Here is a 25,643-nt window from a genome sequence, read left to right on the forward strand (position 1 = left end):
GGGCGCGCCTGGGCCGGCGTTCCGCGCTCGGGCGGCGCGGGGCGCAGGTCGAAGGGGGCGTCGTCGCGGCCGTCACGCTGAGTGGGGGCGGGACGGGAGCCGGGCCGGGACGGGAAAGCGTCGGCCGGCGCGGGACGGGCGTTTCCATAGACGCCGGCCGAGGGCGACACGGGACGCGGCCCGGACGGTGACTCCGGTGGACGACGGTCGTCGGTCGGCCGGCGGCCGTAGTAGGGCTCGGACGACGGGCGCGCGGCGCCGTAGACGCCGGACGCGGGAGGTGAGACCGGCGCCGCCTGCGAACGGCCGTAGGGCTGGCCCTGAGGCTGAGGCTGAGCCGGCGGCTGCTCCCGACCAGGCGCGGAAGACTGCCGACCGGGCGGGGAAGACTGCTGCCCAGGCGCCGAGGACTGCCGACCGGGCGCGGAAGACTGCCCAGGCGCGGAAGACTGCCGACCGGGCGGGGAAGACGGCTGCCCGGGTGCGGAAGACTGCCGGCCGGACGCGGGCGGCGGCCCGGGCGTGAACGGCTGGCGACCGGGCGACGAAGGCTGCTGAGGTCCGGGCGTCACGGGCACCTGCCCACCGCCGCGGAACTGCGGCGGCCGCGGCCCGGAAGACGACGGCGGCGTGGCGGCCTCGCGCATCTGCGCCTCACGGAACTGCACAGCGTCGCGGTAGGAGCCGCCGCTGTCGGGGGACGGCGACCGCCCGTACGTGCCTCGCCTCTGTTCCGGCATCGCCCCGGCCGGCCGGTTCCACAGCGGTTCCTCACGAGGAGCCGCGGGCGGCTGCGGGGGCCGGCTCTCGCGAGCAGAGTCGGGAGGCGACCAGGAGGCCGGCGCCGAGGTGGAACCCGAGTCGGACGCCTCGTAGACCGGCGTGTGCACGGCCTTGCGCTTGCCCGGATCGCCGGGATAGCGCTGACCGGGCTGCGGCTCCCACTCCCAGGTGACCTCGTAGACCCACGCGGGTTCGTCGGCCCAGTCGCCCCAGCCGCTCATCGGGCACCCAGAGCCGGGCCCGGCGAATGGCGACGCTCCGTCACGGCGAACTTCCACTTCTGGTCGAAATTGTGCGTGGGCGTCCGGAATCCCGGGTAGAGTCGCCCGGCTCTACTTCAGGGAAGGAGATTAACGGCGTGGACGGGCTTGACGCCAGCGTGCCGACGATCTCCCCTCACCGTCCGATGAGCGCCTCCGTCGCTACTTTCGGTGCGTTGATGTGGTCGGGTTTCCGGCGCTACGCGACGTATCGGCAGGCCACGGTGGCCGGATCGTTCACCAACATAGTCTTCGGTTTTCTTCGCTGCTACGTGCTGCTCGCCGTCGCGGCCGGCGCCGCGGCCGGTGCGGCCGGGGGATACGACGCGCGGCAGCTCGCGACCTTCGTCTGGGTGGGTCAGGGGTTACTCAACGTAGTTGGCATCTGGGGCTGGAACGACCTGGCCGAGCGGATCCGCACCGGTGACATCGCCGCCGATCTGTTGCGGCCGGTCCCGCCGGTCACCGCCTATCTCGCCGCCGACCTGGGACGATGCGGCTATCAGATGCTCACCCGGTTCACCCCGCCGGTGATCGTCGGCGCGATCGCCTTTCCGCTGGTCGCGCCATCGCGCTGGCAGACTGTGCCGCTTTTCGCAGCTTCTGTGCTCCTGGCCGTGATCGGCAGTTTCGGATGTCGCTATCTGGTGAATGCGACCGCGTACTGGCTCGGCGACGCCCGCGGCCCGCTCATGTTCTGGACGCTGGGCTCGGGGGTGCTGGCCGGCCTCTACTTTCCGTTGCGCCTGCTGCCGGAGTGGGCGACCGTCACGATCTGGGTCGCCACGCCCCTTCCGGGTCTGCTCCAGACGCCGCTCGACGTGCTGGTCGAACGGGACGGCCCGGCGCTGCAGGCCGGGCTGGTCGCGCTCCAGGCGGTCTGGGCAGTGATCATGGTCGCACTCGCGGGCGTCGTGCAGCGCCGGGCCGAACGCAAGCTGGTGGTCCAGGGTGGCTGAGCTCCGGGCGTACGCGGCTCTGCTCGGCGGCCGGTTCCGCAGCGCCACCGCGTACCGGACCTCTTTCGCCGTTGAATTGATCACCAATGCGGGCGGTACGGCGGTCGACGTCTCCACGGTCTTCGTGCTCTTCCACGCGGCCAAGGTGGTGGGCGGGTTCACGCTGGGTGAGGCGCTGATGATGACCGGGCTGACCGCGTCCGGGTTCGTGCTGGCCGACCTCACCGTGGGAAACGTCGACCAGCTCAAGACGTACGTGCGGAACGGGACCCTCGATGCGGTTCTCGTACGTCCCCTGGCCGTACTGCCGCAATTGGTGATCGCCGACCTGCCGCTGCGCAAGCTGATGCGGTTCGTGGTGGGTGTCACCGTGCTGGTCGTGGCGGTCCTCAGCAACGACATCGACTGGACCCCGGGCCGGGCCGTGCTGCTCGTGACCGCTCCGCTGGCGGGCGCGGTCTTCTTCGGGGCGATCTTCGTGCTGAGCGCCAGCCTGGCCTTCTGGTGGGTCGAGTCGGGCGAGGTCGGGGCGGCTTTCACGTACGGCGGTCGCGACTTCACCTCCTACCCGATCACGGTGTACGGCACGTGGTTCCGAGCCGTGTTCGCGTACGGGCTGGGCTTCGGTTTTGTGGCTTATCACCCGGCGCTGACCCTGCTCGGGCGCGCCGACCCGCTCGGTCTGCCGGCCTGGGCGGGATACCTGTCCCCGCTGGTGGCGCTGGCCGCCGCGGGGATCGCCGGGATCGTCTGGAGGACTGGCGTGCGGCACTACCGGAGCACCGGCTCATGATCGAGATGCGGGAGCTGCGCAAGGATTTCACCGTACGGGTCAAGGCGGGCCGCCTCCGCCGGGAGAAACGGGTGCTGGCGGCGGTCGACGGGGTCAGCCTGTCGATCGGCGCGGGGGAGATGGTCGGCTACATCGGGCCCAACGGCGCCGGCAAGTCGACCACGCTGAAGATGCTGACCGGCGTGCTCTCCCCGTCCGGCGGCGAGGTGTCGGTGTGCGGGCTGCGACCGGTGCCGCAACGCACCCGGCTGGCGCTGCGTATCGGCGTGGTGTTCGGCCAGCGCTCCCAGCTGTGGTGGGACCTGCCGCTGGGCGAGTCGTTCCGGCTGCTCCGGTACGTCTACCGGGTGCCCGCGGCCGAGCACGAGGCCCGGTTGCGCCGCTGCCGTGACCTGCTCGACCTCGACGAGTTCATGGACACTCCCGTACGTCAGTTGTCGCTCGGCCAGCGCATGCGCGGTGAGCTGACGGCGGCCCTGCTGCACGGTCCCGAGGTGCTGTTCCTCGACGAGCCGACGATCGGGCTCGACGTGGTGAGCAAGCAGGCGGTCCGCTCGTTCCTGGGCGAGCTGGGCGCGACCGGCGACGTCACGCTGGTGCTGACCACCCACGACCTGGCCGACATCGAGCGGCTCTGCGAGCGTCTGGTCGTCATCGACCACGGCCGGGTGGTGCACGACGGCACGATCGACGACCTGCATTCCCGGTACGGGTCGAGGCGCAGCCTGGTGGCCGACCTGGACACGCCGTTGCCGCCCGGGTTCGCGCTGCCCGGCGCCACGACGGCCTCGATCGAGGCCGACGGTCACCGCGTCACGTTCACGCTGGAGTCGACCACGGCCGGCGCGGCGGTGGCGGCCCTGGTCAACGCCGCACCGGTGCGTGACCTGTCGGTGGTCGAGCCGGAGATCGAGGACGTGGTGGCGCGCCTCTACACGGATGGCCGCGGTGTCAGCGGTGTTCCATGACCAATACGGCCCATGAGGGCTCGAGCGCCTCGTAGTGGTGGTCGACGTCGCCCGGGAACGTGATGTAGTCACCCGGGCCCAGTTCGACCTCCTCGCCCACCGGCCCGGCCTTGATCCGGCCTGAGGCCAGCACGATGTGCTCGATGCTGCCCGGGATGTGCGCGACGGCGTCGCGGGCCTGCCCCGGCTCGAGCTCCATCAGATAGAGGTCGCGCCGGGTGTGCGGCGCGCCCGCCGCGAGCAGGGTCGCGATGAAGTCGGCCTCGTCGGCCTGCAGGCGCGGCCCCTCACCGGACCGGATCACCCGGACCTGCGTCTCGGGCGGCTCGACCAGGCGGCTGAACGGCACGCCGAGCGCCACCCCGAGCGACCACAGCGTCTCGATGCTCGGGTTGCCGGTGCCGTTCTCGAGCTGCGAAAGCGTCGACTTGGCCAGGCCGGCGCGCCGAGCCAGCTCGGCCAGCGAGATGCCGGCCCGTTCCCGTTCCCGGCGCAGGGCGGCAGCGATCGTGGCAAGCGGGGGCGCCGGCTGATGCAATGTTCGCTCCATCGATCGAGTTGTTCGGTTTGACGAACGCGCTTCACGTCGTTCAGTATCTCGAACTATGCGTACGATACAGCGAACGCTCCTGCGGGACGCCGTCGCCATTGCCGCCGCGATGGTGGCCGTCGGCGCGTCGTTCGGGGCCATCGCCATCGCGTACGGTCTCCCGGTCTGGGTGCCGTTCCTCATGTCGACGGTGGTGTTCGCCGGGGGAGCGCAGTTCCTGGCCGTTGGCCTGCTGGCCGCCAGCCCCGTCGCCGCGGTGTTCGCCGGCCTGCTGCTCAACGCCCGCCACCTGCCGTTCGGCATGGCGATCGGCAGCAGCATGGGCACCGGGTGGCGCGACCGCCTGATCGGCAGCCACCTGATGACCGACGAGGTGGTGGCGTTCACGCTGGCCGAGGACGATCCCGTCCAGCGTCGCCGCACCTACTGGCTGATCGGCATCACCCTGTTCACCTCGTGGAACCTGGGAACCGCCCTGGGTGTGCTGCTGGGCACCGCCGTCGGCGACTACGAGTCGCTGGGCCTGGACGCCGCCTTCCCCGCCGCGCTGATCGCCCTGATCCTGCCCTCGCTGCGCGACCGCCCCACCCGCACGGTAGCCCTGACCGGCGCCGCCGTCGCCGTGCTGGCAACGCCGGTGCTGCCCGCGGGCCTGCCCGTCCTGTGCGCCCTGCTGGGCCTGCTTACATTGCTGCTCCCCAGGAGGGCCGCCACATGACGCTGGGCTTGCTTCCCTCGCCGTTTCTGGGGAGGGCCGCCGCATGACGCTGGGCTTGCTTTCCTCGCCGTTTCTGGGGAGGGCCGCCGCATGATGCTGGGCTTGCTTCCCTCGCCGTTTCTGGGGAGGGCCGCCGCATGACGCTCGCCGCGATCATCGTTCTGGGCATCGGCACGTACACGATGCGCCTCGGCGGCGTGCTCCTGCGCGAGCGACTGGAACTCTCCGACAGCCTGCAGCGCCTGCTCCCCATGGCCGCCGCCGCCCTGCTGACCGCCTTGGCCGCCACATCGACCCTGATGGCCGGCAGCGGCTTCGCCGGAACTGCCCGCCCAGCCGGCGTCGCCGTCGGGGCCCTGCTGGCCTGGCGCAAGGCCCCTTTCGTCGCGGTGGTCGTGGCCGCCGCAGCCACCGCCGCCCTGCTCCGCATGGCCGGCATCGACTGACACAGTTATCCACAATCTTCGGTTGTCCACAGCCGGAGCGCCCGGCCCCCGCAGAGATCGCCATTCCCCGCCACACTTATGGCCGAGGGCGGGGGCCCCCGGTAAGGGTGGGTTATGGGTAGGAGTACGTAGCAGCCGATCTTGGTGACGGCTCCTGGAGTCGTCAGCAGCGGGCAGCCGTTAGTGGAGGGCCTTGGAGCTCAGCGGCGGCCTTGGAGTTCTCAGCGGCGGCCCGGTGCCGTCGGCGGCGGGCCGTGGAGCTGTCAGCGGCGCGCCAGCCAGACCGTCCGCTCGGTGCGGATGCTCAAGTCGTCGCGGCTCGACAGCCCGGCCACCACCCGGTCCAATGCTTCCAGATCGGCCCGCCCCTCGAGCCGGTGCCGCATCCGCCCCAGCGTCACCTCGGCATAGCGCCGCGCCGCCGCGGGCAACGGCGGCTCCAGGGCGATGTCGAAGTGTCGCTCGACCACCTCGGTGAAGCCGGCCTGCGACGCCCGCGTGCCCCAGTTCTCGTGCATGTGCAGGCCCGCGTCGTGGCGCATCTTGTCCGCCTCGGTGTGGACCATCGCTTCGACCTGCTCGTCGGCGGTGCCGGTCAGGAAGCGCGGGAACGACTCGAGCTCGGCGATCAGCAACACGCCGCCGGGGCGCAGCGCGGCGTGGGCCGAGGCCAGCGCGCGGGCCGGGTCGGCCATGTGGTGCATCGAGGACGACGCCCAGATCAGGTCGACCTCGCCGAACTCGGGCCACGGCTGGTCGAGGTCGGCCTCGACCGTGGTGATGCGCCCGCCCAGGCCGGTGGCGTCGGCCCGGGAGCGCAGGTGGGCCAGCATCTCGGGGGACACGTCGACCGCGGTGACCCGGGCGCCGGGCAGTTCGCGGGCCAGGGCCAGCGAACCGGTGCCGCTGCCCGCGCCCAGGTCGACGATGTGGGGGCGGTCGCCGGCCTCGCGACCGGCCCAGGCGATCAGGTCGCGGTGGTAGGCGCTCAGGACCTCGGCGTCCAGGTCCAGCATTTCGATCAGGTGGTCGTGTGCCATACCTCGACGCTAGACACCGTTTGCACCGACGGCACGTACCCTTGCGGAATCAGCAAAATCCCAACCCGGCGCGCGGCCAAGGTAAGGAAGCACCAAAGCCAGACGAGCACTCAAGAAGCCGACGAGCGCCCGCGAGCCGGCAAGAGCTAGGAATCAGACAGCGTCGCCCAACTCGACCCGCGCCTTGGGAACGCGCATCCGGCGGAACGTCAGCCCGCGCATCACACCGTAGATCTGCAGTGACCCCACCCGCTGCGTCGTCTTCGGGAAGCGTTCGTTGACCAGGCGCTTGACCTTGCGCGAGATCAGCACGCTGTCGATCACCACGCCCACCGCCAGGATCAGCCAGAGCAGGTTGCTGGCCAGCTGCACCGCGGGGATCTGCACCGTCGAGCCGATCAGGACGATCAGCGCGCCGCCGAAGAAGTAGGTGCCGACCGTGCGGCGGCTGTCGATGATGTCGCGCACCAGCGCCCGCTCGGGGCCCCGGTCACGGGCCAGCAGGTAGCGCTCGTCGCCCGCCTTCATGCCGGCCGACGCCTCGGCCCGCTCGACCCGCTGGCGCTCGCGCATCTGCTTGAGCTGCTCACGACGGTTGGCGGGGGCGGGCTCGGCACCGCCAACCCGGCGGCCGGTCGACGTGCGCTTGGGCGTGACGACGCCGAGTTCCTTCTTGCTGGGGGTGTAGCCCTTCGGGCGCGACTCGGCCGGCGTCACCTCCTCCTCGACTTCGGGAGTGGCGACGTCGGACTGCTTGCGGCGAAAAAGCGAGGGCACGCTAGGAGAGTAGCCAAGCGGCGCGGTGTGATTCACACCGCGCCGCTGATAGTGATGAAACTGAAGGGTTTACAGCCGCTCGACGTGGGCGCCGAGCGCGGCCAGCTTGCCTTCGAAGTCCTCGTAGCCCCGGTTGATCAGGTCGACGCCGTACACCCGGGAGGTGCCCTCGGCGGCCAGCGCCGCGATCAGGTGGGCGAAGCCGGCCCGCAGGTCGGGGATGACCAGGTCGGCCGCGTGCAGCTTGGACGGGCCGGCGATGACCGCGGAGTGCTTGAAGTTGCGGCGGCCGAACCGGCAGGGGGTGCCGCCCAGGCAGTCCCGGTAGACCTGGATGGTGGCGCCCATCTGGTTGAGCGCGTCGGTGTAGCCCAGCCGCTGCTCATAGACGGTCTCGTGCATGATCGACAGGCCGCGGGCCTGGGTCAGCGCCACCACGAGGGGCTGCTGCCAGTCGGTCATGAAGCCGGGGTGCACATCGGTCTCGAGCGCGACCGCCTGCAGCTCGTGGCCGGGGTGCCAGAACTTGATGCCGCCCTCGGCCCCGGTCACGCCGGGGCGCGCGACCCGGTCGTCGGTGATCTGGAACTCGCCACCGATCGAGCGGAACACGTTGAGGAACGTCATCATGTCGGCCTGCCGGGCGCCCAGGACCTCGATCTCGCCCTTGGTCGCGAGCGCGGCCGCGGCCCAGCTGGCGGCCTCGATGCGGTCGGGGATCGGCTTGTGCGCATAGCCGTACAGCCTCGGCACACCCTGGATCTCGATGACCCGGTCGGTGTGCACGGTGATGATGGCGCCCATCTTCTGCAGCACGCAGATCAGGTCGATGATCTCCGGCTCGATGGCCGCGTTGCGCAGCTCGGTCACACCCTCGGCCCGTACGGCGGTCAGCAGCACCTGCTCGGTGGCGCCGACGCTCGGGTAGGGCAGTTCGAGCTTCGCGCCCTTGAGGCCGTTCGGCGCGCTCAGGTGCATGCCCTCGGGCTGCTTGTCGACGACCGCGCCGAACTCGCGCAGCGCCTGGATGTGGAAGTCGATCGGGCGCGGGCCGATGTGGCAGCCGCCGAGGTCGGGAATGAACGCGTGCCCGAGCCGGTGCAGCAGCGGGCCGCAGAACAGGATCGGGATACGGCTGGAGCCGGCGTGCACGTTGATCTCGTCGGTGCTGGCGCTCTCGACGTTGGTCGGGTCCATGACGATCTCGCCGTCGTCGGCCCCGTCGGAGACCTTGACGCCGTGCAGTTCGAGCAGGCCGCGGACGACCTCGACGTCGCGGATGCGCGGGACGTCGAACAGGCGGCTCGGCGTCTCGCCCAGCAGGGCGGCCACCATGGCCTTGGAAACCAGGTTCTTGGCGCCACGGACCCGGATCTGACCCTGCAGCGGCGTTCCGCCGTGCACGACCAAGACGTCGTCGGTCAACGTAACCTCCAGCCGGTGGGCGTCAGGGGCGCCCGAAGATGATCGAGGGGGCAGGCGCGGGTGGGGGTACCCGTTCCTGCAACCGGGGAAGCATAGCGCTGAGTGACAAGGACGCCAGTCACACAACGCCCGCGAGGCCGCGAAAAGCCGACAGTTAAGACAGCGCAAAGAAATCCTCGCGCTGAGCGGATCTTGCTGACTACGGTCCGTTACGGCAAGGCGAGCATCTGGTCCAGCGCGACACGCGCGTTGGCGGCCGTGTCCTCGTCCACCGTGATCACGTTGGGGACCCGGCCCGCGACCAGCTCCTCGAGCGCCCACACCAGGTGGGGCAGGTCGATCCGGTTCATGGTGGAGCAGTAGCAGACCGTCCGGTCGAGGAACATGATCTGCTTGTCGGGGTGCGCCAGGGCCAGACGCCGTACGAGGTTGAGCTCGGTGCCCACCGCCCACGCCGACCCGGCCGGGGCCGCGTCGAGCGCCTTGATGATGTATTCGGTCGAGCCCACCTGGTCGGCCGCGCGCACGACCTCGTGGCGGCACTCCGGGTGCACCAGCACGTTGACCCCGGGCACCCGCTCGCGCACCTCGCGCACGCTGTCGAGCGTGAACCGCCCGTGCACCGAGCAGTGCCCCCGCCACAGGATCATGCGGGCGTTGCGCAGCTGGTCGTCGGTGAGCCCGCCGCCCGGCTTGTGCGGGTCGTAGAGCACGCAGTCGTCGAGGTCGAAACCCATCTCCAGGACGGCGGTGTTGCGTCCCAGGTGCTGGTCGGGCAGGAAGAACACCTTGCTGCCCTGCTCGAACGACCAGGTCAGGGCCCGCTGGGCGTTCGACGACGTGCAGACCACGCCCTTGTTGCGCCCGACGAAGCCCTTGATGTCGGCCGACGAGTTCATGTACGTCACCGGGACGATCTCACCGGTGATGCCGAGGTCTTCGAAACGCTCCCACGCCGCCTCGACCTGGCCCAGCACGGCCATGTCGGCCATCGAGCAGCCGGCCGCCAGGTCGGGCAGGATCACCTGCTGGTCCTTGCCGGTCAGGATGTCGGCGCTCTCGGCCATGAAGTGCACGCCGCAGAACACGATGAACTCGGCGTCGGGCCGGGCCGCGGCCTGCTGGGCGAGCTTGAACGAGTCGCCGGTGACGTCGGCGAACTGGATGACCTCGTCACGCTGGTAGTGGTGGCCGAGAACGAAGACGCGGTCGCCGAGCGCGGCCTTGGCGGCGGTGGCGCGGGCGACCAGGTCGGGGTCGCTGGGTGCGGGCAGGTCGCCCGGGCAGTCCACGCCACGCTCGGAGGCGGGGTCGCTGCCCCGGCCGAGCAGCAGCAGGGCGGTGGCGGTGTTCGAGGGTTCGGTCCAGGTCGACGTCACATCGGCCATCGTCGCACAGCGCGGGAAGGGTATCGCTGGTCAGAAGAGTGGGCTGCCACACTCGTACGCGTGCGCGTACTCATCTGTCCGGACAAGTTCGCCGGCACCCTGTCCGCCCCCGAAGTCGCCGAGGCCGTGGTCGCAGGCTGGTCCAAGCCTGATGAATTGATCAAGAGGCCGCTGTCCGACGGCGGGCCCGGGTTCATCGAGGTGCTGGCGGGCGCGCTGCCCGGCCGGCGCATCCCGGTGCCGACCGTCGACCCGCTCGGGCGACCCGTCGAGGGCGAGATCCTGCTCTCCGGCACGACGGCCTACGTCGAGAGCGCACACGCCTGCGGCCTCCATCTGCTGAGCGCCGAGGAGAGAGACCCCAACAGCGCTTCCTCGTACGGGTTGGGCCTGCTCCTCCAAGCAGCGGTGGAAGCGGGCGCCGCCGAGGTCGTGATCGGCCTGGGCGGCTCCGCGGTCAACGATGCCGGGGCCGGCATGCTGGCCGCGCTCGGCGCCCCACCGGTCGACATCGCCGGGTACGCCCTGCCCTACGGCGGCGCCTATCTGAACGCGGCCGCCTCGCTCGGGGGCGTCCCCCGGTTGCGGCAGGTCAGCCTGGTCGCCGCCACGGATGTGGACAACCCGCTGACCGGCCTGCAGGGGGCGAGCAACGTCTTCGGGCCGCAGAAGGGTGCCAGCCGGGAAGACGTGTATCGACTCGACGCCGCCCTCGAGCAGTTCGCCGGCGTACTGGAGAAGGCCTTCGGGGTCGAAGATCTGCAACGGGCCCCGGGTGGGGGAGCGGCCGGTGGGATCGGCGCCGCCCTGATCGCTCTCGGCGGGCGTGTGGTCTCGGGGATCGGCCTGGTCAGCACGGCGATCGGGCTGGAGAAGGAGCTCGACGCGGCCGACCTGGTGATCACCGGAGAGGGATCTTTCGACCACCAGTCGCTGCGGGGCAAGGTCGTGGCCGGCATCGCCAACGCCGCCCGCGACCGTGGCCTCCCCTGTGTGGTGCTCGCCGGGCGCAACGAGACCGGCTACCGCGAGGCCGCCGCGGCCGGTGTCACCGAGACGTATTCCCTCACCGAACACTTCGGCAGCACCGATCTGGCGATGGCCGAGCCCGCCCGGGGCTTGCGTGAGCTGGCCGGACGCCTGTCGGAGCAGTGGAGTCGCCTGTAGTCCGATCAAGGGGTGGTGGCCGGGGTGGTTGGACGGGGTGAACTGGGCCACCCGGATTGGGAATCTTCCGGAATGGGGCTAGCGTTGGCCAGTACGGCAGATCTGTCCGCACCTGCAGGGAGATACCTAGTGACCACTGAAGCGCACACCGAGTCGGCCGAGGCGACGACCGCCCCGTCCGGCGTCATTCTGACCGACGTCGCCGCGGTGAAGGTCAAGGCCCTGATCGAGCAGGAAGGGCGCGACGACCTGCGCCTGCGCATCGCCGTCCAGCCCGGTGGCTGCTCCGGCCTTCGCTACCAGCTCTTCTTCGACGAGCGCTCGCTCGACGGTGACATCGTGGCCGACTTCGGCGGTGTCGAGGTCGTCGTCGACCGGATGAGCTCGCCCTACCTGGCCGGCGCCACGATCGACTTCGCGGACCGCATCGACGCCCAGGGCTTCACCATCGACAACCCGAACGCGCAGAACTCCTGCGCCTGTGGCGACTCGTTCCACTGATCCACCGGCTGATCGCCACCACATAGCAGAACCTTGCAGCAGGCCGCTCCGTTAACGGGGCGGCCTGCTGCGCGTAACCAGCCGGTAGGCTGCGTACGTAAGCCCCCCGTTCCCTGAAGACCCTGAGGGCCCTCATGAAGATCGCCGTGACCGGCTCGATCGCCACCGACCATCTGATGCACTTTCCGGGGCGGTTCGCCGACCAGCTCATCGCGGACCAGCTGCACAAGGTGTCTCTCTCGTTCCTCGTCGACGACCTGGTGGTCCGGCGCGGCGGCGTGGCCAGCAACATCTCGTTCGGCATGGGCAAGCTCGGCCTGCGGCCGATCCTGGTCGGGGCGGTCGGCGCCGACTTCGCCGACTACCGCTCCTGGCTCGAGCGTCACGGCGTCGACTGCGACTCGGTGCACGTCAGCGAGGTCGCGCACACCGCGCGTTTCGTCTGCACCACCGACGACGACCTCAACCAGATCGCCTCGTTCTATGCGGGCGCGATGTCCGAGGCCCGCAACATCGAGCTGGCGCCGGTCGACCAGCGCGCAGGCGGCCTCGACCTGGTGCTGATCAGCGCGAACGACCCGGCCGCCATGATCCGCCACTCGCAGGAGTGCCGGGCCCGCGGCTTCAAGTTCGCCGCCGACCCGTCGCAGCAGCTCGCCCGCATGGACGGCAGCGACGTGCTGACGCTGATCAGCGGCGCCGACTACCTGCTGACCAACGAGTACGAGCGGTCCCTGCTCGAGACCAAGGCCGGTCTGAGCTCCGAGCAGGTCCTCGAGCAGGTCAAGATCCGGGTCACCACGCTCGGCAAGGACGGCGTCGAGATCACCGGTCACGGCATCGAGCGCATCCACGTGCCGGTGGCGCGCGACGTGCTGGCCGAAGACCCGACCGGCGTCGGCGACGGCTTCCGGGCCGGCTTCTTCTCGGGCGTGTCCTGGGGCCTCGGCCTCGAGCGGGCGGCCCAGGTCGGCTCGCTGGTGGCCGCGCTCGTGCTCGAATCGGTCGGCCCCCAGGAATACGACATCCGCGCCGAAGACTTCGCCAAGCGCTTCGCCGACTCGTACGGCGACGCCGCGGCCGCGGAGATCAAGGCCCACCTTCCGGCCTGATCCGGCAAAGCGTTCGCCAAGATCCAGGCCCGTCTTCCGGCCTGATCCGGCTCATGGTCTGATCGGAGTCATGGTCCTAGCGGTTTTCGCCGGTCTCCCCGGTGTCGGGAAGAGCACGCTCGCCGCGCGGGTGGCCACGGAGCTGCCCGCGTGTGTGCTCGCCGTCGACACGGTCGACTCCGCCCTCCAGCGCTACGAGGTGAGCGAGCCGAGACCCGGTTTCGCCGCGTACGGGGCGGTGGCCGCGCTGGCCGAGGTCCAGCTCGGCATCGGCCACCACGTGATCATCGACGCCGTCAGCCCGGTCAAGGCGGCCCGCCAGCTGTGGGTCGACGTCGCCGACCGGGCCGGGGTGCCGCTGCGGGTGGTCGAGGTGGTGGTCGGTGACGACGCCGAACACCGCCGCCGCGTCGAGAAGCGCTACGAGAACCGCGACCACGACGGCGTACCGGACTGGGTGCGGGTTCTGGAGCGCCAGGCGGAATACGAGCCCTATCTCGGCCCGCGCCTGGTCGTCGACACGAACCTGGCCCAGGACCCGGTCGAGGCCGTCGTCCAGTACCTGCGCTGAGGAGCCGTCAGCTCAGGCGGCGGACCTCGAAGGCGTTCGGGGACGGCGAACCCACGTACTCCTGCTTCTTCATCCGGCACCAGGCCGGGATGTCGTTGGCGGCGGCCGGATCGTCGGCGAGGACGCGGACGATCCCGCCCACCTCGACCCGGCCGATCGTCTGGGCGAGCCTGATCACCGGGAGCGGGCACTTCTGACCGAGGCAGTCCAGTTCGATCACATCCCCGCCTCCTTCCGGATCGCCTCGACCAGGCCCGGCAGCACGGCCAGGAACCGGTCGACGTCGGCCTCGGTGGTGCCGCGGTGCAGCGAGACCCGTACGTTGCCGTGACTGAGCACGCCCATGGCCTCGAGCACGTGACTGGGCCGCAGCGTCGACGCCGTGCACGACGAACCCGACGACACCGCGAAACCGGCCCGGTCGAGCGCGTGCAGCAGCGCCTCCCCGTCCACGTACAGGCACGAGAACGTGACCAGGTGCGGGAGCCGTTGCGCGGGATCGCCGACCACTTCGACGTCGGGCACCAGCGCCGGCACCTGCTCGCGGATGCGGTCGACCAGCGCGCTCAGGCGTACGGACTCGGTCCGGGCCTCGGCTTGGACGGCGCGCAGGCTCGCCGCGGCGGCAACCACCGCGGGCAGGTCGACACTCCCAGGCTGGCCGGGGCGATAAAGATCATCCTGCGGGTACGGGGAGATCCAGCGCACACCCTTGCGGACCACCAGCACGCCGACTCCCGGCGGGCCGCCCCACTTGTGGGCGCTCGCGCTCAGCAGCGACCAGCCCGGCGGCACATCGGCCCGGCCCACGGTCTGCGCGGCGTCCACGAACAGCGGCACCCCCGCCTCGGAGCAGTAGCCGGCGGCGGCCGCGACCGGCTGGATCGTGCCCACCTCGTGGCTGGCGCTGATCAGCGAGGCCAGCGCGACCCCGGGGGCGCTGACGGCCCGGTCCCAGGCGTCGAGGTCGAGGCGGCCCAGGCGGTCGACGCCGACCTCGGTGGCCCGGCCCCGGGCGGCCGCGTGCAGCACGGCCGAATGCTCGATGGCCGAATGCACCAGCGTGTCGCCCTGACGGGCCCGGCCGGTCAGCCCGCCCAGCACGGCGGCCTGGGCCGCGGCCGTGCCCGAGGGCCAGAAGGACACTTCGTCCGGGCGTACGGCGAAAGCCTCGGCGAACGCGGCCCGGGCCGCGTCGGAAAGCTGCTGGGCCCGCCGGCCCGCGGAATAGAGGCGCGCCGGGTCGGCCCAGCCGTCGGCCAGCGCGGCCAGCAACGCCTCGCGGGCCACCGGATGCAGTGGAGACGCGGTCGCCGCGTCGAGGTATGCGGCCGGACCGGCGGGATCGCCCGTGAATTCCACCCAGGAACGGTATCGTCCGGTTGTTGAGGGGTACACGCGCACGGCCGAAGATCGGACCCCCGGAACGGTGTGTCAAGGCCTGGTCGAGTAGTGTGCGACCGTCGGTAACGCCTGGCCACTCGTGTCCGTTTCGGGCGGGAGGCGGCGCTGCTAAGGGAGGCAAAAGCAGGTGAGCGCAAAGAGTTCGGCCGCGCGGCCACGAGCTGCAGTCCGGGTCGCCGGGCTCGGCTTGAGCGGGGCGGCGCTGCTGATGCTGCTCTCGGGTTGTTCCCTCGAGGGCGTTGGGAACGCCTTCGGCCACTTCGGATGGCCGGGCAAGGGCATCACCCTCCAGGCGCACAAGATGTACGACCTGTGGATCGCCTCGGTGATCGCGGCGCTGATCGTCGGCGTCTTCGTGTGGGGCCTGATCTTCTGGTGCATCATCCGGTATCGCAAGCGCGGCGACGAGCTGCCCGTGCAGACCCGGTTCAACATGCCGATGGAGGTTCTCTACACGGTCACCCCGGTGCTGATCGTGGCGATCCTCTTCTACTACACGGCCGTCGTGCAGACCGACGTGGACAAGCTGTCGAAGAACCCCGACCAGGTCGTCGAGGTCGTCGCGTTCAAGTGGAACTGGCAGTTCAACTACCGTGACGGCATGGGCGAGGAGGCCAACACGGTCGCCTCGACGGTCGGCTCGTCCGACGTGATCCCGATCCTGGTCCTCCCGACCAACGAGAAGATCCGGTTCGAAGAGACCAGCAAGGACGTCATCCACTCGTTCTGGGTCCCCGAGATCCTCTTCAAGCGGGACGTGTTCCCGGGCAACGTGCGCAACACCTTCGAGATCACTCTCGACAAGGAAGGCCGCTACGTCGGCCGCTGCGCCGAGCTCTGCGGCACCTACCACGCCTTCATGAACTTCGAGCTGGTCGTCGTCTCGCCCGAGCGGTTCGACCAGTTCCTCGCGGCCAAGCGCAACGGTTCCTCCACGCAGGAGGCGATGGCCGCCATCGGCTTCACCGGCGACCAGCAGTACGCGGTCACGACCGAGCCGTTCAACACGCGGCGCCAGAAGAACGGCTGGAACCAGAACGGTGCGGTTGCCGCAGGCAGCGGCGCGGCCGTGACGGCCGGGAAGTAGGGACAGAAACGTGCGTACCGAATACAAGATCTTCGCGGGCGTCGCCGTCTTCCTCTTCGGCGCGTCGGTGGTCTACGGCTTCTACACCCACGGCGCCACCGGTCATCTGGAGTGGATCGGCACGGTCGCGCTGATCCTGTCCGGCCTGCTCTGCTCGATGTGCGGCGGCTTCTTCTGGTTCGTGGCCCGGCGCATCGACCTGCGGCCGGAAGACCGCGAGGACGGCGAGATCGCCGAGGGCGCGGGGGAGATCGGCTTCTTCAGCCCGGGCAGTTACTGGCCGTTCGGGATCGCGTTGTCGGCCTCGGTGGCCGGCCTCGGCCTGGTGTTCTGGATGTGGTGGCTGCTGGCGATGGGGTTGATCCTGGTGATCTTCTCGTCGTGCGCCATGATCTTCGAGTACTACACGGGTACTCGGCATCCGGCTGAGCACTGAGTTTGTGCTTCTCAGCCCGCGTCCCCGTTGGGGGCGCGGGCTTTTGTTGTGCGGCGGTGCGTTGTTGGGTGGGGGTGCTCTGCCGTGGGGGGGGAGTAGGGGGTGCTCTGCTGTGGGCGGAGTAAGGGGTGAGGTTGCTCTGCCGTGGGCGGAGCAAGGGCGAGGTTGCTCTGCCGTGGGACTAGTCGGCTGAGCTTGCTGGCTCCGCTTCGCTCCGCGTGGGCCGAGCGTCTTTTAGGTCAATGAGATGAGCCCGGTTTTCCAACGCCGCAAAGAGCGACGGCGTCGGAAAACCGGGCTCATCTCATTGACGACGCTCGGCCCGGCAGTTCTGTGGGAGCGTGCTCTCGCCGACGAGGGGCTGGTCGCGCTGCTGTAGGGCGCGCGGCGAAAGCAGCGGCGCGCAAGACCGGGGGCCTACTCGCTGACTGACCAGTCGGGCCGTTTTGTGGGAGCGTGCTCTCGCCGACGAGGGGCTTGGTCGCGCTGCTGGAGGGCGCGCGGCAAAAGCAGCAGCGCGCAAAACCGCTGAGCTTACTCATTGACGATGGGTCGCCCGGCAGTTCTGTGGGAGCGTGCTCTCGCCGACCTGGGGCTTGGCTGCGCTTGGGGGTTCAGGCGGCGCGGCGCTGGTGTGGGAGTGGGCGGGATGGGCTGGGCCAGAGGTGGGCGACGATGGGGGTGACGACCTCGGCGGCGCCGCAGCGGGCGCATACCAGCTCCTCGACCTGGTCGTCGGTGGTGGCCGGCACCTCGAACAGCATGTCGCCGTCGCAGATGACGCAGCGGGGCTCGCGATCCGACACGGGTGGCTCCTCTCTTCGCCGGAAGGTGGATTACCCGAAACTGATTCCGACGTTGCCACGTAAAAGCGGCATTTGGGAGCATTGGCGGCGGCGTGTCCGCTGTGAAATTGCTCGTGGCGCCGAGGCCTCGCTCCGCATCGGGCCGGTAGGCCATGCTTCGCGGCCCCGGGCACGGCGTTGCGTCTGTGCTCGGCGGTCCCGGGCTCGGCGTTGCGTCTGTGCTCGGCCTCGCTTGGCGCTACGAGGCCGCGGCGGGACTGCTCGACAGAGGGCTACTCGGCGGCCTTCGCTTTTTGGGCTGCGTCGACCCAGCGGGCCAGCTGAGCGGTCGCGGCGCCGGAGTCGATCGTTTCCTGGGCCCGGGCGATTCCGGCCCGCAGCGTGTCTCTCAGGTCGCCGGGGAAGCCTCCGTGCGCGGCCAGGGCCGCCGCCGCGTTGAGCACGACGGCATCACGCACCGGGCCGGGCTCGCCGGCGAAGGTGCGGTGGGCCACGTCGGCGTTGAACGCGGTGTCGCCGCCGCGCAGGTCGCCGGGCCGGCTGCGGGGCAGGCCCAGCTCGACGGCGTCGATCAGGTGCTCGGTGACCCGGCCGTCGTGCGCCTGCCACAGGCGCGTGGGGGCCGACGTGGTGAACTCGTCGAGGCCGTCCTCGCCCCGCATCACCAGCGCCGAGTCGCCACGCTGGGCGAACACGGCCGCCATGACCGGGGCCATGCGGGCGTCGAAGCAGCCGACCGCGGCCGCCGTGGGCCGGGCCGGGTTGGTCAGCGGGCCGAGCACGTTGAAGAACGTCGGAACGCCCAGCTCGCGACGCGTCACCGAGGCGTGCCGCATGCCGGGGTGGTAGCGGGCGGCGAAGCAGAAACCCATGCCGGCGCCGGTCACCGTGCTGGCCACGCCCTCGGGGCCCAGGTCGAGCGGGATGCCGAAGTGTTCCAGCAGGTCGGCCGTGCCGGTGGTGGACGAGGCGGACCGGTTGCCGTGCTTGACCACCGTCACACCCGAGGCGGCTGTGATGATCGCCGCCATCGTCGAGATGTTGACCGTGTTGGCCCGGTCGCCGCCGGTGCCGACCACGTCGACCGCGTCGGTGCGGACCTCGTCGGGCAGCTCGACCAGGGTGGCGTTGGCCAGCATGGCGTCGACCAGGCCGGCCAGCTCGCCCGGCGTCTCACCCTTGGCCCGCAGCGCGATCGCGAACCCGGCGATCTGGGCCGGGGTGGCGTTGCCGGCCATGATCTCGCCCATGGCCCAGGCCGTGTCGGGGGTCCCGAGTTCTTCGCCCCGCAGCAGGGCGCTCGTCAGATTCGGCCAGGTACGTGCGCCCATGGCGGGGCCCTCCGGGGGGAGTCAGCGAAGAGTTGTCGTCAGCCGAGCTTGCCGAGCGTGCCCAGCGGCACGGCGCCGTTGCGGCGGGCGCGGAGCATGGCGGCGACCGTCTGGCCGGTGGTGACCGGGTCGAGCGGCGCGACCAGGGTCTGGTCGACCTGCGCGTAGGCGGCGAGCCAGCGGTCGGCGGCGCGGGCGATGACCACGCAGACCGGCGGGGGAGTGGCGTATTCGTCCTTGGTCTGCCGGGCGATGCCCATGCCGCCGGCGGGGGTCGCCTCGCCGTCGAGGACCATCAGGTCGATCTCGTACTTGTCGAGCAGGTCGCGGCAGTCCTCCCAGGTGGAGGCGTCGGCGAACTCGACCTTGAGGTCGGCCGCGGGCCGCACCCCGATCGCCAACCGGATGCGGTCGCGCACAGCGGCGTCGTCGCTGTAGAGGAGGACCGTGTATTGAGTCGGTTCGTCGCTCATAATGTGCCCCGGTTCACGTCGTAGGTGCCCGCCGATCGTAACGGACCCGGTTACGAGGTGACCGACCCCGGTCCGCCCGTGTCGGCGGGGGCCCCGTTTGTGATCTTGGCTGCATCCGGCCCGGCCTGCTCGGTGGCTTTGGCGGCCTCCGCTGCTTCCTCGGCCTCCTGGCGGTCGAGGGCCCGGTCGATGCGACGGGCCTCCCGTTCGGACTGGCGGATCCACTGCATGACCAGGATGCCCAGCATCGTGACGCTGACGATCTCGCCGCCGGCCCACAGGATGCCGCCCGCCGTGACCTGGTCGGAGACCGGATCGGTCCAGCTCAGGCCCAGGCTCGGGTAGTAGTCGCCGGCCAGCAGCGTCTTGCTCTGCATGATGGTCAGGCCGAGCACCGTGTGGAACGGCACCGACAGCACCATCAGCAGCGCGCGGCCCGGGTAGGGCCAGCGGTTGGGCAGCGGGTCGAGGCCCAGCAGCGGCCAGAAGAACAGGCAGCCGGTCACGATGAAGTGCACGTGGATGAACTCGTGCAGCCAGGAGTGCAGCAGCGTCTGGCGGTAGAGGTCGGTGAAGTACAGGACGAACGGGTTGGCCACGAAGATGCCAAACGCGACCAGCGGGAACGTCAGCACGCGGGCAACCCGGCTGTGCAGGACGGCCAGCAGTTTCTTGCGGGAGGCGACCGGCAGCGTACGCAGGGCCAGAGTCACCGGCGCACCGAGCGCGAGGAAGATCGGGCCGACCATCGACAGCACCATGTGCTGGACCATGTGCACCGAGAGCAGCGTGGTGTCGTACGCCTCGATGCCGGTCACGGCCACCGCCGCGATCGAGCCGAGTCCACCGACGACGAACGCCACCGTGCGGCCCACCGGCCACTTGTCGCCCCGCTGCCGCAGGCGGTGCACGCCGTAGCCGTACAGCGCCGCGGCCACCAGCAGGAACAGCGCGATCAGGCTGCCCAGGTGGATCTCCGTGAAGATGACGCCCGGCGTGAACGGCGGAAGGACAGTATCCCCGCCGGCGGCGGCGAGTGTGGGCGTTTCGGCTAGGTGCACCACTCGAGGCTAGGCCTATCCGGTCGGTACCCGTTCTTCCGGGCTGCAACTGCTGCCGGAATTCGACCCCCACGGCACGTTGGACTGATCGCGGGGCAATAATGAGCCCGTGACAGCGGCCTCAGCCATCGACAAGAGCAGGATCCACTCGCTGACGCGACCGAACATGGTGAGCGTCGGAACGATCGTGTGGCTCTCCAGCGAGCTCATGTTCTTCGCGGCGTTGTTCGCGATGTACTTCTCGATCCGCGCGGCGGACTACAGCATGTGGGAGGAACACACTCCCCATCTGGAGCTGCCGTACGCGACGACGTTCACGGTGATCCTGGTTCTCTCCTCGGTCACCTGCCAGCTCGGCGTCTTCGCGGCGGAGAAGGGTGATGTGTTCGCGCTCCGGCGCTGGTTCACCATCACCTTCGTGATGGGCCTGATCTTCGTGCTCGGCCAGGCGAACGAATACCGGAACCTCGTCCACGAGGGCATCAAGCTCAACGGCGACGGCTACGGCTCGATGTTCTACCTGACCACCGGCTTCCACGGCCTGCACGTCACCGGCGGTCTGATCGCCTTCATCGTCTACATGATCCGCACGACGATGGGCCGATTCACTCCGGCGCAGGCCACCTCGGCGATCGTCGTGTCGTACTACTGGCACTTCGTGGACATCGTGTGGATCGCGCTGTTCGCCATGATCTATTGGCTGCAGTAGAGCCGCACGCCGTCCATGAGCCTCAGGTCAAAACTCAGAGGGATACAACCCATGACTTCAGACACCCCCGCCGGCCGGCGCCTCCGGGTGTTCTCCCGGCGGCGTGGCGCGCCGAGCAAGACGCGCCGGCGTCTCGGAGCGGCGGTGCGCATGGTCGCCGCGCTCGCGCTCGCCGGCGGCGTATACACCGCGTTCGCTCCGGGTGCGTTCGCTGACGAACCCCGGCAGCTGTCGGCCACCGCGCAAGAGGGCAAGCAGCTGTACGACAACAGCTGCATCACCTGCCACGGGCGCGACGGCCAGGGTGTCGACGACCGCGGTCCGAGCCTGATCGGCGTCGGCTCGGCATCGGTGGAGTTCCAGGTGGGCACCGGCCGCATGCCGATGGTCCGCCAGGAGGCCCAGGCCGAGCAGAAGAAGCCGCAGTTCGACAAGAACCAGACCAAGCAGCTCGGTCAGTACATCCAGGAGCTGGGTGGAGGCCCCCAGCTGCCCTCCGGTGAGCTGGTCGAGAACCTCGAGGAGAACCCCGAGGCGCTTGCCCGCGGTGGCGAGCTGTTCCGCGTCAACTGCACGTCCTGCCACAGCTTCACCGGCGCCGGCGGCGCGCTCAGCTCGGGCAAGTTCGCCCCGGCCCTGCACGACGCCACCCCTGAGCAGATCTACGCGGCGATGCTCACCGGCCCGCAGAACATGCCGGTCTTCGGTGACAACCAGCTCACGCCGGACGAGAAGCGCGAGATCATCACCTACATCAAGGTGCAGCTGCAGGACGACCGTGATCCGGGCGGTATCTTCAACCTGGGTGGGTACGGCCCGTCGACCGAGGGCATCGCGATCTTCCTCGTCGGCATCGTGCTCCTGGTGTTCACGGCTCTGTGGATTGCGGGGAAGTCATGACCACGCTGCACGACGACGCGACGGCCACGCAGAAAGCGGTCGACGTCAGCGACCCGCGGCTCAGCCGTTTCGACATCGTCAAAGAGGGCCTGCGCCGCGACGAGATCGAAATCATCACGTACGAGTCGCAGTTCCAGGGCACGAACTCCAAGGCCGAGAAGCGGGTCGTCCGCAACATCGCCCTGCTGTTCATCATCGCCGGCCTGGGCGCCCTGGCCTTCCTCGGCTTCTACATCTGGTGGCCGTGGCGGTTCGAGCTCGGTGAGACGCTGAGCGACTTCTACACCCCGCTGCTGGGCATCTCGCTGGGCGTCTCGCTGTTCGCGCTCGGCCTGGCGATCCTGGCCTGGGCCAAGAAGCTGCTGCCGCACGAGGTGTCGATCCAGGCCCGCCACGACGGCGGGTCGCCGACCGACGAGCAGAAGATCACCGGTCAGACGATGATGTTCGTCGCCGACGAGCTCGGCAACGGCGTCCAGCGCCGCCCGCTGCTCAAGGGCGCGATCGGTTTCGGCCTGGCGCCGATCGGCCTGGTCGCGGCGGCGCCGCTGATCGGTGGCCTGATCGAGAACCCGCACAAGGACGAACTGCCGATCATGTACACCACCGGGTTCAACCCGGGGAAGAACGGCGGCAACCTGGTGCGGCTGACCCGCGAGGACGGCTCGCCCATCCGGCCCGAAGACGTCAGCACCGGTGGTCAGATGACGGTCTTCCCGGGCATCCCGCACGGCGCGACCAACGAGTACGCCGACTCGCCGACCCTGCTGATCCACCTGCGCGCCGACGACGCGCAGAAGACCCGCGAGGCGGCCGAGGCCGACCGTCGCAACCAGGGGTCGATGTGGGGCGACTACGTGGCGTACTCGAAGATCTGCACGCACGCCGGTTGCCCGGCGAGCCTGTACGAGCAGCAGACCAACCGCCTGCTGTGCCCCTGCCACCAGTCCCAGTTCCTCATCACCCGGAACGCGCAGCCGATCTTCGGTCCCGCCACCCGGCGGCTGCCGATGCTGCCGCTGGGGGTGGACGAGGAGGGCTACTTCGTGGCAACGTCCGACTTCAAGGACACCGTCGGACCTGACTTCTGGGAGCGGCCGTGAAGCGCCGAAAAGTAGACCTCCAGCAGGCGCCGGTCAATGCGGCCAAGGGCGTCGACGAGCGGTTCCAGGCGGCCACCCCGCTGCGGGCCCTGCTCAACAAGGTCTTCCCTGACCACTGGTCGTTCCTGCTCGGTGAGATCGCGCTCTTCTCGTTCATCATCCTGCTGCTCACCGGTGTCTTCCTGACCCTCTTCTTCGACCCGTCGATGAAGGAGGTCGCCTACGAGGGCGCCTACCCGGCCCTGCGCGGCACGGAGATGTCGGCGGCGTACGAGTCGTCCCTGCACATCTCGTTCGAGGTGCGCGGTGGTCTGTTCATGCGTCAAATGCACCACTGGGCAGCCCTGCTGTTCATGGCGTCGATCGTCATCCACATGGCCCGCATCTTCTTCACCGGCGCTTACCGCAAGCCGCGTGAGGCCAACTGGGCCATCGGCATGATCCTGTTCCTCCTGGGCTTCCTGGCCGGTTTCACCGGCTACTCGCTCCCGGACGACGGCCTCTCCGGCACCGGTCTCCGCATCGCTTCGGCGATCATGCTGTCGATCCCGGTCGTCGGCACCTGGCTCTCCGCCTCGATCTTCGGCGGCGAGTTCCCGGGCCACCTGATCATCGGCCGGTTCTACATCGCGCACGTGCTGCTCATCCCGGGCGGCCTGCTCGCGCTGATCAGCGTCCACCTGGGCCTGGTCTTCAAGCAGAAGCACACCCAGTGGCCCGGCCCGATGCGGACCAACACCAACGTGGTCGGCGAGCGCATGTTCCCGCGTTACGCGCTCAAGCAGGGCGGCTTCTTCATGGCCGTCTTCGGCACGGTCGCGCTGATGGCCGGTCTGTTCCAGATCAACCCGATCTGGCTGTTCGGCCCGTACCGTGCGTCCGAGGTGTCGTCGGCGTCGCAGCCCGACTGGTACGTCATGTTCATGGACGGCCTGGTCCGGCTCATGCCGAACTGGCAGATCTACATCGGCGACTACAGCATCCCGCCGCTGTTCTGGCCGGCCGTGGTCGGTCTGGGCGCCCTCACCACCGGCCCGATCTTCTGGCCGTGGATCGAGGCCCGCAAGAGCGGCGACAAGCGGATCCACAACCTGCTGGAGCGTCCGCGTGACAACCCGGAGCGGGTCGGCATCGGCGCGATGGCGTTCACGTTCTTCATCATCGCGACGCTGTCCGGCGGCAACGACGTCATCGCCGACAAGTTCCACATCAGCCTCAACGCGATGACCTGGGCCGGCCGCATCGGCATGCTGGTCCTGCCGCCGCTGGCCTACTTCATCTCGGTCCGTATCTGCCTGGGTCTCCAGCAGCACGACCGCGAGGTGCTGGCCCACGGCGTCGAGACCGGCATCATCAAGCGCCTGCCGAACGGCCAGTTCGTCGAGGTGCACCAGCCGCTCGGCCCGGTCGACGACCACGGTCACCCGATCCCGCTGGAGTACGGCGGCTGGGTCGTCCCGAAGAAGATGAACCGCGTCGGAGCCCTGGCCCCGGCCGTGAAGGGCTTCTTCTTCCCGGTCGAGAAGCCGGCCGAGGCCCCGGTCTCGCCGGGCATGCCGCCGGTCAGCGGCGACACCCGCGAAGAGATCACGTCCGGCCGCAAGTAAAGCGACAGCGCAACAAAGGGGGCCCGCTCCGGCGGGCCCCCTTTCGCGTGTCCGGGTTCTACTTGGTGATCGTCTGGGTCAGGTATTTCGGGGCCGAGCGGTTGCCGGCCCGGTCGAAGGCCGAGTAGGCGATCCGGATCGACCCCTTGGTCACGCCCTTGAACTTGAAGCTGAAGAGACCCTTCAGCGGGGTGACCGTGAGGACCTTGGCCTTCTGGCCGGCCGTGGTCTGCGAGCTCGCCTTCACCCAGGCCGAGCCGTTGTAGTAGTACCAGGCCGAGCCGCGCTTCTCGATGGCGGTCACCGCCACCGTCTTCAGACCCGAGCCGGTGTCCGAGGCCTTGCCCTTGAGCAGGGCCCAAGAGGTGGCCTTGGTCGGGCTGGCCGGCTTGTTCAGGCTGACCACGGGCTTGGTCGCATCCTTCTTCACGCTGAGCCGGCCGACCATCCGCACGTTCGGCGCGGAGACGCCGTCCTCCAAGGTCACCTGGATGGAGTACGACCCGGCGGTGCGGTAGACGTGGCTGAACTTCTTCGTGGTGCCGTACGCCCGCTGGACCGTGCCGTCGCCCCATTTGATGGTCTGCACGACCTCGGAGGCGGGGGTGTCGCCGACGGTGATCGAGGTCTGGGTCATGGTCACCGGAGCCCCGATGAAGGGGTAGTACGTCGAGAAGTCGTACGAGGCGGCGGGTGCTGCGCTCGCCGACAACTCGGAGCCTTGGGCGTTCGCGGCCAGGACGACCCCGGTCGTGCCCAGAGCCGTGACGGCGGTGGCGACGGTGATTGATGTGAGCATGCGGCGTCGGCCGGTCATGCGGTTCCTTCCCCCGTAACGGTCAAAGATCAGCAGATTAGGGGTGCCGGCCACTTCGATCAATCGGCCGATCCGGTACGGGTAACGAGCTGCGGATAGCATGGTCGCGACGACCCGCCCGGCCACCCGAGGAGTTCGCTGGTGAACACCGCGATCGTGCACATCGACTGCGCTACCGACTCCATCCCCGAGGTCGCCGAGGCGCTGGCCGCGCTCGACGGCGTCAGCGAGGTCTACTCGGTGGCCGGCAACGTCGACCTGATCGCGATCGTGCGGGTCGCCAAGTTCGAAGACATCGCCGAGGTCATCGCCGGCCGCATCTCCAAGACCGCGGGCGTGCTCAACACCGAGTCCCACATCGCCTTCCGCGCCTATTCCAAGCACGACCTGGAAGACGCCTTCGCGATCGGCCTGCCCGACGCCGACTGAGGGTCAAGGTCAACTTCTTTCC

General features: G+C 69.6%; 28 protein-coding genes. 16 read left to right on the forward strand and 12 right to left on the reverse strand.

Annotation, left to right across the window (positions count from 1 at the left end; genetic code table 11):
- Positions 1-1,189: 1,189 nt before the first annotated feature.
- Genes JIG36_RS06130 through JIG36_RS06140 form a run of 3 tightly spaced genes read left to right on the forward strand, consistent with a single transcriptional unit; the run spans position 1,190 to position 3,763 of the window.
- The gene (locus JIG36_RS06130) at positions 1,190-2,002 is read left to right on the forward strand and encodes an ABC transporter permease (RefSeq protein ID WP_236046015.1); all 813 of its coding nucleotides are present in this window, start codon (positions 1,190-1,192) and stop codon (positions 2,000-2,002) included.
- On the forward strand, positions 1,995-2,795 hold the full coding sequence (locus JIG36_RS06135; protein WP_203375070.1) for an ABC transporter permease: 801 nt from the start codon (positions 1,995-1,997) through the stop codon (positions 2,793-2,795). The genes JIG36_RS06130 and JIG36_RS06135 overlap by 8 nt, the downstream gene beginning before the upstream one ends.
- On the forward strand, positions 2,792-3,763 hold the full coding sequence (locus tag JIG36_RS06140; RefSeq protein ID WP_203375071.1) for an ABC transporter ATP-binding protein: 972 nt from the start codon (positions 2,792-2,794) through the stop codon (positions 3,761-3,763). The genes JIG36_RS06135 and JIG36_RS06140 overlap by 4 nt, the downstream gene beginning before the upstream one ends.
- On the opposite strand, the gene JIG36_RS06145 is transcribed toward JIG36_RS06140, so the two are convergent.
- Positions 3,747-4,313 (reverse strand): helix-turn-helix domain-containing protein, encoded by a 567-nt coding sequence (locus tag JIG36_RS06145; protein WP_203375072.1) that lies wholly within the window; start codon positions 4,311-4,313, stop codon positions 3,747-3,749. The genes JIG36_RS06140 and JIG36_RS06145 overlap by 17 nt on opposite strands.
- A 55-nt stretch (positions 4,314-4,368) precedes the next feature.
- On the opposite strand from JIG36_RS06145, the gene JIG36_RS06150 reads away from it, so the two are divergent.
- Positions 4,369-5,031: an AzlC family ABC transporter permease gene (locus tag JIG36_RS06150; protein ID WP_203375073.1), complete on the forward strand. Its 663-nt coding sequence runs from the start codon at positions 4,369-4,371 to the stop codon at positions 5,029-5,031.
- Between the two features lie 137 nt (positions 5,032-5,168).
- Positions 5,169-5,477, forward strand: coding sequence for an AzlD domain-containing protein (locus JIG36_RS06155; protein ID WP_203375074.1), 309 nt, complete (start codon positions 5,169-5,171; stop codon positions 5,475-5,477).
- 263 nt (positions 5,478-5,740) lie between these two features.
- On the opposite strand, the gene JIG36_RS06160 is transcribed toward JIG36_RS06155, so the two are convergent.
- The 4 genes from JIG36_RS06160 to nadA form a co-directional block, all read right to left on the reverse strand.
- Positions 5,741-6,517 (reverse strand): class I SAM-dependent methyltransferase, encoded by a 777-nt coding sequence (locus tag JIG36_RS06160; protein WP_203375075.1) that lies wholly within the window; start codon positions 6,515-6,517, stop codon positions 5,741-5,743.
- A 153-nt stretch (positions 6,518-6,670) separates the two neighbouring features.
- The gene (locus JIG36_RS06165; protein ID WP_203375076.1) at positions 6,671-7,294 is read right to left on the reverse strand and encodes a DUF3043 domain-containing protein; all 624 of its coding nucleotides are present in this window, start codon (positions 7,292-7,294) and stop codon (positions 6,671-6,673) included.
- Positions 7,295-7,363: 69 nt separating this feature from the next.
- Complete coding sequence (gene murA / locus JIG36_RS06170; protein WP_203375077.1) at positions 7,364-8,719, reverse strand: UDP-N-acetylglucosamine 1-carboxyvinyltransferase; 1,356 nt, start codon at positions 8,717-8,719, stop codon at positions 7,364-7,366.
- 209 nt (positions 8,720-8,928) lie between these two features.
- Positions 8,929-10,107, reverse strand: coding sequence for a quinolinate synthase NadA (gene nadA, locus JIG36_RS06175; protein WP_236046022.1), 1,179 nt, complete (start codon positions 10,105-10,107; stop codon positions 8,929-8,931).
- A 60-nt stretch (positions 10,108-10,167) separates the two neighbouring features.
- Between nadA and JIG36_RS06180 the strand changes: the two genes are divergently transcribed.
- The 4 genes from JIG36_RS06180 (at position 10,168) to JIG36_RS06195 (ending at position 13,458) form a co-directional block, all read left to right on the forward strand.
- Entirely contained in the window at positions 10,168-11,274 is a 1,107-nt protein-coding gene (locus tag JIG36_RS06180; RefSeq protein ID WP_203375079.1) for a glycerate kinase family protein, read from the forward strand.
- Positions 11,275-11,403: 129 nt separating this feature from the next.
- Positions 11,404-11,775, forward strand: a complete 372-nt coding sequence (gene erpA / locus JIG36_RS06185) for an iron-sulfur cluster insertion protein ErpA (protein WP_203375080.1) — start codon at positions 11,404-11,406, stop codon at positions 11,773-11,775.
- Between the two features lie 134 nt (positions 11,776-11,909).
- A complete protein-coding gene (locus tag JIG36_RS06190) occupies positions 11,910-12,887 on the forward strand; it encodes a carbohydrate kinase family protein (RefSeq protein WP_203375081.1) in 978 nt (325 codons plus the stop codon).
- A 70-nt stretch (positions 12,888-12,957) separates the two neighbouring features.
- Positions 12,958-13,458: a P-loop nucleotide/nucleoside kinase family protein gene (locus JIG36_RS06195; protein ID WP_203375082.1), complete on the forward strand. Its 501-nt coding sequence runs from the start codon at positions 12,958-12,960 to the stop codon at positions 13,456-13,458.
- 7 nt (positions 13,459-13,465) lie between these two features.
- Here JIG36_RS06195 and JIG36_RS06200 read toward each other — a convergent pair whose 3' ends face one another.
- Both JIG36_RS06200 and JIG36_RS06205 read right to left on the reverse strand, forming a co-directional pair.
- Positions 13,466-13,678, reverse strand: a complete 213-nt coding sequence (locus JIG36_RS06200) for a sulfurtransferase TusA family protein (protein WP_203375083.1) — start codon at positions 13,676-13,678, stop codon at positions 13,466-13,468.
- Positions 13,675-14,820: a cysteine desulfurase family protein gene (locus JIG36_RS06205; protein WP_203375084.1), complete on the reverse strand. Its 1,146-nt coding sequence runs from the start codon at positions 14,818-14,820 to the stop codon at positions 13,675-13,677. Before JIG36_RS06205 ends, JIG36_RS06200 begins: the two co-directional genes overlap by 4 nt.
- 250 nt (positions 14,821-15,070) lie before the next feature.
- Between JIG36_RS06205 and ctaC the strand changes: the two genes are divergently transcribed.
- On the forward strand, positions 15,071-15,949 hold the full coding sequence (gene ctaC, locus JIG36_RS06210) for an aa3-type cytochrome oxidase subunit II (RefSeq protein ID WP_203375763.1): 879 nt from the start codon (positions 15,071-15,073) through the stop codon (positions 15,947-15,949).
- Between the two features lie 10 nt (positions 15,950-15,959).
- Positions 15,960-16,385 (forward strand): cytochrome c oxidase subunit 4, encoded by a 426-nt coding sequence (locus tag JIG36_RS06215; protein WP_203375085.1) that lies wholly within the window; start codon positions 15,960-15,962, stop codon positions 16,383-16,385.
- Positions 16,386-16,999: 614 nt separating this feature from the next.
- Here the strand turns inward: JIG36_RS06215 and JIG36_RS06220 are convergent.
- The 4 genes from JIG36_RS06220 to JIG36_RS06235 form a co-directional block, all read right to left on the reverse strand.
- Positions 17,000-17,191, reverse strand: a complete 192-nt coding sequence (locus JIG36_RS06220) for a hypothetical protein (RefSeq protein ID WP_203375086.1) — start codon at positions 17,189-17,191, stop codon at positions 17,000-17,002.
- A gap of 272 nt (positions 17,192-17,463) precedes the next feature.
- Positions 17,464-18,522, reverse strand: a complete 1,059-nt coding sequence (gene trpD, locus JIG36_RS06225; protein ID WP_203375087.1) for an anthranilate phosphoribosyltransferase — start codon at positions 18,520-18,522, stop codon at positions 17,464-17,466.
- A gap of 38 nt (positions 18,523-18,560) precedes the next feature.
- Positions 18,561-18,995, reverse strand: a complete 435-nt coding sequence (locus tag JIG36_RS06230; protein WP_203375088.1) for a hypothetical protein — start codon at positions 18,993-18,995, stop codon at positions 18,561-18,563.
- 50 nt (positions 18,996-19,045) lie between these two features.
- Positions 19,046-20,059, reverse strand: coding sequence for a cytochrome c oxidase assembly protein (locus JIG36_RS06235; protein WP_203375089.1), 1,014 nt, complete (start codon positions 20,057-20,059; stop codon positions 19,046-19,048).
- Between the two features lie 106 nt (positions 20,060-20,165).
- Here JIG36_RS06235 and ctaE point away from each other — a divergent pair, with 106 nt between their 5' ends.
- From ctaE to qcrB, 4 genes are read left to right on the forward strand one after another with little or no spacing between them, the layout of a single operon-like run.
- Positions 20,166-20,765: an aa3-type cytochrome oxidase subunit III gene (gene ctaE, locus JIG36_RS06240; protein WP_202993007.1), complete on the forward strand. Its 600-nt coding sequence runs from the start codon at positions 20,166-20,168 to the stop codon at positions 20,763-20,765.
- 51 nt (positions 20,766-20,816) lie between these two features.
- Entirely contained in the window at positions 20,817-21,665 is an 849-nt protein-coding gene (qcrC, locus tag JIG36_RS06245) for a cytochrome bc1 complex diheme cytochrome c subunit (RefSeq protein ID WP_203375090.1), read from the forward strand.
- A complete protein-coding gene (gene qcrA, locus JIG36_RS06250) occupies positions 21,662-22,768 on the forward strand; it encodes a cytochrome bc1 complex Rieske iron-sulfur subunit (RefSeq protein ID WP_203375091.1) in 1,107 nt (368 codons plus the stop codon). The genes qcrC and qcrA overlap by 4 nt, the downstream gene beginning before the upstream one ends.
- Complete coding sequence (qcrB, locus tag JIG36_RS06255) at positions 22,765-24,375, forward strand: cytochrome bc1 complex cytochrome b subunit (protein WP_203375092.1); 1,611 nt, start codon at positions 22,765-22,767, stop codon at positions 24,373-24,375. The genes qcrA and qcrB overlap by 4 nt, the downstream gene beginning before the upstream one ends.
- Before the next feature lie 58 nt (positions 24,376-24,433).
- Here qcrB and JIG36_RS06260 read toward each other — a convergent pair whose 3' ends face one another.
- Positions 24,434-25,192 (reverse strand): PKD domain-containing protein, encoded by a 759-nt coding sequence (locus JIG36_RS06260; protein ID WP_203375093.1) that lies wholly within the window; start codon positions 25,190-25,192, stop codon positions 24,434-24,436.
- 141 nt (positions 25,193-25,333) lie between these two features.
- Between JIG36_RS06260 and JIG36_RS06265 the strand changes: the two genes are divergently transcribed.
- Entirely contained in the window at positions 25,334-25,621 is a 288-nt protein-coding gene (locus JIG36_RS06265) for an Lrp/AsnC family transcriptional regulator (protein WP_203375094.1), read from the forward strand.
- Positions 25,622-25,643: the final 22 nt, after the last annotated feature.

This window comes from Paractinoplanes ovalisporus, assembly GCF_016834655.1.
Lineage (GTDB): Bacteria > Actinomycetota > Actinomycetes > Mycobacteriales > Micromonosporaceae > Actinoplanes > Actinoplanes ovalisporus.

Bases quoted from the DNA above. Each gene is read 5' to 3' on its own strand.
- JIG36_RS06130 (WP_236046015.1), top strand. From the start codon at position 1,190: ATGAGCGCCTCCGTCGCTACTTTCGGTGCGTTGATGTGGTCGGGTTTC.
- JIG36_RS06140 (WP_203375071.1), top strand. From the start codon at position 2,792: ATGATCGAGATGCGGGAGCTGCGCAAGGATTTCACCGTACGGGTCAAG.
- JIG36_RS06145 (WP_203375072.1), bottom strand. From the start codon at position 4,313: ATGGAGCGAACATTGCATCAGCCGGCGCCCCCGCTTGCCACGATCGCT.
- JIG36_RS06150 (WP_203375073.1), top strand. From the start codon at position 4,369: ATGCGTACGATACAGCGAACGCTCCTGCGGGACGCCGTCGCCATTGCC.
- JIG36_RS06155 (WP_203375074.1), top strand. From the start codon at position 5,169: ATGACGCTCGCCGCGATCATCGTTCTGGGCATCGGCACGTACACGATG.
- JIG36_RS06160 (WP_203375075.1), bottom strand. From the start codon at position 6,517: ATGGCACACGACCACCTGATCGAAATGCTGGACCTGGACGCCGAGGTC.
- nadA (WP_236046022.1), bottom strand. From the start codon at position 10,107: ATGGCCGATGTGACGTCGACCTGGACCGAACCCTCGAACACCGCCACC.
- JIG36_RS06190 (WP_203375081.1), top strand. From the start codon at position 11,910: ATGAAGATCGCCGTGACCGGCTCGATCGCCACCGACCATCTGATGCAC.
- JIG36_RS06195 (WP_203375082.1), top strand. From the start codon at position 12,958: ATGGTCCTAGCGGTTTTCGCCGGTCTCCCCGGTGTCGGGAAGAGCACG.
- ctaC (WP_203375763.1), top strand. From the start codon at position 15,071: ATGCTGCTCTCGGGTTGTTCCCTCGAGGGCGTTGGGAACGCCTTCGGC.
- trpD (WP_203375087.1), bottom strand. From the start codon at position 18,522: ATGGGCGCACGTACCTGGCCGAATCTGACGAGCGCCCTGCTGCGGGGC.
- JIG36_RS06230 (WP_203375088.1), bottom strand. From the start codon at position 18,995: ATGAGCGACGAACCGACTCAATACACGGTCCTCCTCTACAGCGACGAC.
- qcrC (WP_203375090.1), top strand. From the start codon at position 20,817: ATGACTTCAGACACCCCCGCCGGCCGGCGCCTCCGGGTGTTCTCCCGG.
- qcrA (WP_203375091.1), top strand. From the start codon at position 21,662: ATGACCACGCTGCACGACGACGCGACGGCCACGCAGAAAGCGGTCGAC.
- JIG36_RS06260 (WP_203375093.1), bottom strand. From the start codon at position 25,192: ATGACCGGCCGACGCCGCATGCTCACATCAATCACCGTCGCCACCGCC.